We start from the raw sequence: 6,568 nt of genomic DNA, 5'->3' as shown, positions 1-6,568 counted from the left end.
CGCGCTCTGCCCCGACGCGCTCGGCGCGTGCGTCGCCGGGCACCGGTCCGCCGAGCCCGGCCACGCCGCCGCCGTCGCCCACCTCGGCCTGCGCCCCCTGGTCGACCTGGAGCTCCGGCTGGGCGAGGGCACCGGCGCGCTGCTGGCGCTTCCGCTGGTCCAGGGCGCCGTGCGGGTCCTGCACGAGGTCGCCACGTTCGACTCCGCCGGCGTCAGCGAGAAGGACGCGGGCGCGTAACACGATGATCACACTTTGAGGCACGCTCGGGTGTCGAGTGCCGGGGAGAACTCGGCACGGGCCCCCGGGGCCGAGTACCTTTGTCCGCAAACAACCATGTCCGTCACCTGGTCCACCGAACGAGAGATTTCCGTGCCTCCGTACCTGCTCGGCCTGCGACTCGGCGGGCGACGCGTCCTCGTCGTCGGCGGCGGCCGGGTCGCGCAGCGCCGCGTCCCCGCGCTGCTGGCCGCCGGGGCCGACGTCACGCTGGTCGCGCCCGCCGTCACCCCGGCCCTGGACGACCTCGTCGCGGACGGCCGGATCACCTGGCACGCCCGCCCGTTCGAGACCGGCGACTGCGAGGACGCCTGGCTCGTCCAGGCCGTGACGGACGACCCCGAGGTCAACGCGGCCGTCGCCGCCGAGGCCGAGGCCCGCCGCGTCTGGTGCGTCCGCGCCGACGACGCCGAGGCGTCCGCCGCCTGGACGCCCGCGTCCGGCCAGGTCGGCGAGACCACGGTCGGCGTCCTCGCCGGGGGAGACCCGCGCCGCGCCGCCGGGATCCGCGACGCCGTCGTCGACGGCCTGCGCGACGCGACCCTCGAGGCCCGCCACTCCCGCACCAAGCCGGCCGGCGTCGCCCTCGTCGGCGGCGGCCCCGGCGACCCCGGCCTGATCACCGTCCGCGGACGCCAGCTCCTCGCCCAGGCGGACGTCGTGATCACCGACCGCCTCGCGCCCCGCGAACTGCTCGACGAGCTGCCCGCCGACGTCGAGATCATCGACGCCGCCAAGATCCCCTACGGCCGCACCGTCACCCAGGACCGGATCAACGAGCACATCGTCGAGCAGGTCGCGCTCGGCAGGTTCGTCGTCCGGCTGAAGGGCGGCGACCCGTTCGTGTTCGGACGCGGCGGCGAGGAGGTGATCCACTGTGCGAAGCACGGCATCCCCGTGCAGGTCGTCCCGGGGATCACCAGCGCCGTCGCCGTCCCGTCCGCCGCGGGCATCCCCGTCACCCACCGCGGCGTCGCGCAGGAGTTCCACGTCGTCTCCGCGCACGTCGCGCCCGGCGACCCCGCGTCCACCGTCGACTGGGAGGCCCTCGGACGCTCCCACGGCACCCTGGTGTTGCTGATGGCGGTGGAGCGGATGGAACGCATCGCCGCGACCCTCATACGCTATGGTCGGGCGTCCGGCACGCCGGTCGCCGTGATCCAGGACGGCACCCTCCCCGGTCAGCGCGCGCTCACCGCCACGCTGGGCACCGTGACCGAGGAGATGGCGGCCGCGGGCGTCCGGCCTCCGGCGATCGTGGTCGTGGGCGACGTCGTCGCCGTGGCACAGCAGGTCGAAGACCTCCGAGCGGACATGGGGCGGGATCCGTGAGACCCCCGGCAGAGCAGAGCGCGGCGGGCGACCGTCCCGCCGCCCCGGACGCCCGTCAGGGCGCTCCGTCGCCCCGCCATGCCCGCCGCTCCGCCCCGCCCGCGTCCACCGCCCCGCCCGCGTCCTCCGATCCGTCCCCGTCTCCCGATGCGTCCCCCTCTCCCGGCCCGCTCGCGTCCGCCGAGGCGGGCGCGTCCGCGGCCCCCGCCTCCCTCGCCGCCGTCCCTCCGTCGCCCGAGGACCACACGTCCACCATGAGCGTCCACCCTGACTCCGCGCCGGTCTCCGCCTCCGTTCACGGCGGCGAGACCGAACCGTCCACCGAAGCGTTCACCGGCACCGGCGCCACGACCGAGCCCGAGGCGAACGTGCTGTTCAGCACGGCGAACACCACCCGGCCGAAACCGGGCGCCACCGGCGGGGACGAACCGTCCCCGGAGAGTCCCGCGGAATCCGACCTCTCCGGCATCGGCGGCTGGACGACCGGTGAGAGCCTGGTTGAGGCCACGCGCAAGGAGGAGGCCGCGCGAAGGGCCGAAGCCGCACAGAAGGCGGAAGCCGCCCGGAAGGCGGAAACCGCGCGGAAGGAAGAGGCTGCGCGGAATGAGGAGGCTGCGCGGAAGGAAGAGGCCGTGCGGAAGGCCGAGACCGGCCCGCTGCCCGGCATCGGGACGCGCCAGGGCGAGCTGACCCGGGCGCTGTCCGCGCTCCGCGACCAGCTCGGCGCGTTCGAGCTGGTCCTTCCCGTCCCCGGCGTCGAGGAGGCCCGCGAGCAGCGGCTCGACCTGCGCAACCAGCTCGTCGACTACGCGCTGCCGCGCATCGAGGGCGCGAGCGCCCCGATGCTGGTCGTCCTCGGCGGATCCACCGGCGCGGGCAAGTCCACGCTGGTCAACACGCTGGTCGGCAGCCGGGTCAGCGCCACCGGGGTGCTGCGCCCGACGACGTCCAGCCCGATCCTGGTCTGCCACCCCGACCACGTCGCGTGGTTCATGGAGGGCCCGCTGCTGCCCGGCATGGGCCGCGTCAAGGGCCCCGCGCCGGACGCGATCGCCGGCGACCAGCTCGTCGTGATCACCAGCGACGAGCTCCCGCCGGGCCTGGCCCTGCTGGACAGCCCCGACTTCGACTCGGTCTTCGAGGACCACTACGAGTTCGCGACCAAGCTCATGGCCGCCGCGGACGTCTGGCTCTGCGTCGTCACCGCGTCCCGGTACGCGGACGCGATGGTCTGGCAGATGCTCGGACGCGCCCGCGAGAACGGCGCGACCATCGGCGTCGTCCTGTCCCGCGTGCAGGACGGCGCGGGCGGCGAGATCGTCGAGCACTTCGGCGAGATGCTCGGCGAGCACGGCGTCGGCGACGCCCGCCGGTTCACCGTCCCCGAGACGAAGGTCGAGGAGAGCCGCCTCCCCGAGGAGGCCGTCGAGGAGATCCGCGCCTGGATGACCGGCATCGCCGAGGACCCCGACCACCGCCGCGTGGTGATCGGCGACACCCTCGGCGGCGTCCTGGACAGCCTCCGCACCCGCGTCCCCGAGCTGGCCGAGCACGTGAAGGCGCAGGTCGAGGTGCGCGGCGAGCTGGCCGGGCTGGTCGACTCCGCCTACGGCGACGGCCTTGCCGAGCTGGACGAGGCGACCCGCAACGGCTCCCTCCTGCGCGGCGAGGTCCTCGCCCGCTGGCAGGACTTCGCCGGCACCGGCGACCTCCTGCGCGCGCTCCGCACCCGCCGCAACAAGCTCGGCTTCGGACGGCGCTCCTCGCGCCGCCACCGCAGCCCCGCCCGCGTGCGCGCGCTGAAGGCGGCCCTGCGCGGCGGCCTGGAGTCGCTGATCGTCGCGTCCGCCGAGCACGCGGCCGAGCAGGCCGTCACCGCCTGGCGCGGCCGTCCGGCCGGAGCGCAGGTCCTGGCCGCGTCGCCCGTCTCCGGGCTCGGCGAGGTGTCGCCCGAACTGTCCCGGCGCGTCTCCCGCGCGGTCAGCTCCTGGCAGGACCACGTGCAGGAACTCGTCCGCACCGAGGGCGTCACCAAGCGCTCGGTCGCCAAGATCGTCTCGTTCGACACCGAGGCGCTGGCCCTCGTCCTGATGATCGGGCTGCTCGGCTACGGCACGTCCGAGGTGAACGTCGAGGGCGGCACCAGCGCCGTCCCGCAGCGGCTGCTCAAGGCGCTGTTCGGCGCCGAGTCGCTGCGCGGCATGAGCGCCAAGGCGCGCGCCGACCTGCGCAGCCGGATCGCGATGCTGTTCGACGAGGAGGGCCTGCGGTTCGGGCAGGCGCTCGACTCCGCGGGCATCCCCGACGAGACCGTGCCCGTCCGGCTCTACCAGGCCGTCTACAACCTCGAGGTCGCCCGATGACCACCTCGGCCCCGCCCGCCGTCGCCGACCTGCCGCGGGACCCGGCCGCCGCCCCCGGCCTCACCGCGCGCCTGGACGCCCTGGACCGGATCACCACCGCCGGCGCCGGACGCCTCGACACGACCCTGCTCGACGACGCCGCCGTCCTGCTCGACCGCGCCGGCCAGCGGCTCCGGCTGTCCGGCGAGCACACCGTCGTCACCCTCGCGGGCGGCACCGGCAGCGGCAAGTCCTCCCTGTTCAACGCCCTGTGCGGGCTGGAGCTCTCGCCGACGGGCATGCGCCGTCCGATGACGTCCCGCGCGCACGCCTGCGTCTGGGGCCTGGACGGCGCGGGCCCGCTGCTCGACTGGCTCGACGTCGACAAGCGGCACCGCTACGCGCGCGCGTCCGCCCTCGACCTCCAGCGCGCGGACGACTCGCTCCAGGGCCTCGTCCTCCTCGACCTGCCCGACCACGACTCCATCCAGGCGATGCACCGCGCCGAGGTCGACCGCTTCGTCACGGTCGCCGACCTGCTGATCTGGGTCGTCGACCCGCAGAAGTACGCGGACGCCGCGCTGCACCGCAACTACATCGTCCCGTTCGCCAAGCACGCGGGCGTGACGCTGATCGTCCTGAACCAGGTCGACCGGCTCGCCCCGGACGAGGTCGACGAGTGCGTCACCGACCTGCGCCGCCTCCTGGAGGCCGAGGGACTGGCCAAGCCCCGCATCGTCACCACGTCCGCCGTGTCGGAGGACGGCGTGCGCGGCCTGCGCGAGGTCCTCGTCGACGCCGTCGCCGCCCGCCAGGTGCGCGGCGACCGCCTCACCGTGGACGTCGACGACATCGGCGAGCGCTTCGTGCCCTACAAGGGCGACGCCGAGCCGCCCACCGCCGTCGACACCCCGCACCGGGACGGCCTCATGCGCGCGCTGACGACCGCCGCGGGCGCCCCCGCCGTCGCCGAGGCCATGGAGAGCGCCTACGAGCTGCGCGCCGCCGACTTCATCAACTGGCCGATCCTGTCCATGATCGCCCGCTTCCGCAGCGACCCGCTGCGCCGCATGCGCCTGGGCCGGCTCCGCGAGGAACTGCGCGGCGCCTTCACCGGCCCGACCGGCGCGCAACAGGGCGAGGTCGACACCGCCCTGCTGGACGTCACGGACGAGATCGTCACCGACCTCCCGGCCGCCTGGGCCCGCTCCGTCCGCGCCGCCGCGCGCCGGAACGCCGCCGGCCTGCCGGAAGAGCTCGGCGAGGCCATGCGCGACGCCCTCCCCGGCTTCAACCAGGTGCCACGCTGGTGGTGGCTGGTGAAGACGTGGCAGTACTTCCTCATCCTGGTCTCCGTCCTCGGCCTGGCCTGGATCGGACTCTTGGTCGCCTACGGCGTCGCCCACGTGGCCAAGGCCCCGACCGGCTGGATCGGCGAGGCCGGCCTGATCCCCTATGTGGCCGTCCTAGTGGTCTGCACCCTGGGCATGGGCCGGCTCACGACCGCGACCTGCCGGAACCTGGTGGCCCTGTCGTCCGCCAAGCACGGCGAACGCATGGAACGCCACATGCGCGACCGCATCGAGACCGTGGCCGAGCAGAAGGTCCTCGAACCCGTCACCGAGGAACTCGCCCTCTACGCCGCCTTCCGGGACGACGTGGACCTGGTCCGAGGCACCTGACAGGGCACTTGCCCGTAGCCTCCGCCTAAGCCACCCCACCGGTCGTCCACAACTCGGCGGCCGGCTTTCCACGGCCCTCACCCTCCGCGATCGTGGAGTGCGGGACGCGTCACAGGGACGCTCCCGCCCACACCGGAGGTTCCCATGAACGAGGCCCAGATCACCGTCATCGGCTGGGTGGCCGACGTCCCGCAGTACCTGATCACCGCGAACGGCACCCCGTACCTGTCGATGCGCCTGGCCTGCACCCCGCGCCGCTACGACCGCACCACCGGCCAGTGGGCGGACGTCGAGACCATGTTCCTCACCGTCAACTGCTGGCGCGGCCTCGCCGAGAACGTCAACGCCTCGGAGTTCGCCCGCGGCCATCCCGTGATCGTCACCGGCCGCCTCCGCATCCGCCAGTACGAGCGCGACGGCCAGTGGCGCTACTGCGCCGAGATCGAGGCCACCACCCTGGGCCACGACCTGAGCCGCGGCACCGCCGACTTCCGCGCCGCGTCCCGCTCGTCCTCCCTCACCGAGTCCGACCGCCGCGAGGCCCAGGAGGTCTCCGACCTCTTCGCCCTCACCGGCGACCACCCCTCCGAACCCGCCGCCGCCGACCCCAAGGCCGCCTGACCCAGGGCCGGGCCGCCCGAATCCGGCCCGGCCACCCCCAGCGAAGGGAGCCCACCCACCACCAGGAACCTGGTTCCAGCCCAGGAACGGACCCCACAACGTGGGTACGAACCATGCGGACCGCGGTCTTGCCGGACGGTCCAGGGCGGCCGGGCGGCCCGTGTGGGCGGTCTGCGCGGGCGGGCGGTCCGTGTGGGCGAGTGGGTGGCCCGGTGGGGCGGTCGGCCGGAGGGGCGGTGCGCCGCGGGGGCGGCGCGGCCCGTCCGGAGGACGCGGCCACCGGGCCTGGCGGTCACGCGGAGGCCGGGCGGGTG

5 protein-coding genes are annotated in these 6,568 nt (G+C 74.6%); all 5 read left to right on the top strand.

Features of this window, described 5'->3' with window-relative positions; translation table 11 throughout:
* Window positions 1–238 (top strand): nicotinate-nucleotide--dimethylbenzimidazole phosphoribosyltransferase (locus EBO15_RS42375; protein ID WP_147481905.1); only part of this gene is annotated, 238 nt, incomplete at its 5' end.
* 132 nt (window positions 239–370) lie between these two features.
* Window positions 371–1,609, top strand: a complete 1,239-nt coding sequence (gene cobA / locus EBO15_RS42370; RefSeq protein ID WP_233616853.1) for a uroporphyrinogen-III C-methyltransferase — start codon at window positions 371–373, stop codon at window positions 1,607–1,609.
* On the top strand, window positions 1,606–3,972 hold the full coding sequence (locus EBO15_RS42360; protein ID WP_233616852.1) for a GTPase family protein: 2,367 nt from the start codon (window positions 1,606–1,608) through the stop codon (window positions 3,970–3,972). The genes cobA and EBO15_RS42360 overlap by 4 nt, the downstream gene beginning before the upstream one ends.
* On the top strand, window positions 3,969–5,633 hold the full coding sequence (locus EBO15_RS42355; protein WP_122200079.1) for a P-loop NTPase family protein: 1,665 nt from the start codon (window positions 3,969–3,971) through the stop codon (window positions 5,631–5,633). Before EBO15_RS42360 ends, EBO15_RS42355 begins: the two co-directional genes overlap by 4 nt.
* A 144-nt stretch (window positions 5,634–5,777) precedes the next feature.
* The gene (locus tag EBO15_RS42350; protein WP_122200078.1) at window positions 5,778–6,254 is read left to right on the top strand and encodes a single-stranded DNA-binding protein; all 477 of its coding nucleotides are present in this window, start codon (window positions 5,778–5,780) and stop codon (window positions 6,252–6,254) included.
* Window positions 6,255–6,568: the final 314 nt, after the last annotated feature.

Source organism: Actinomadura harenae, assembly GCF_003696215.1.
GTDB classification, from domain to species: domain Bacteria; phylum Actinomycetota; class Actinomycetes; order Streptosporangiales; family Streptosporangiaceae; genus Spirillospora; species Spirillospora harenae.
The sequence above is the reverse complement of the archived record's forward strand: the minus strand, read 5'-3'. Positions and strand labels throughout refer to the sequence as shown.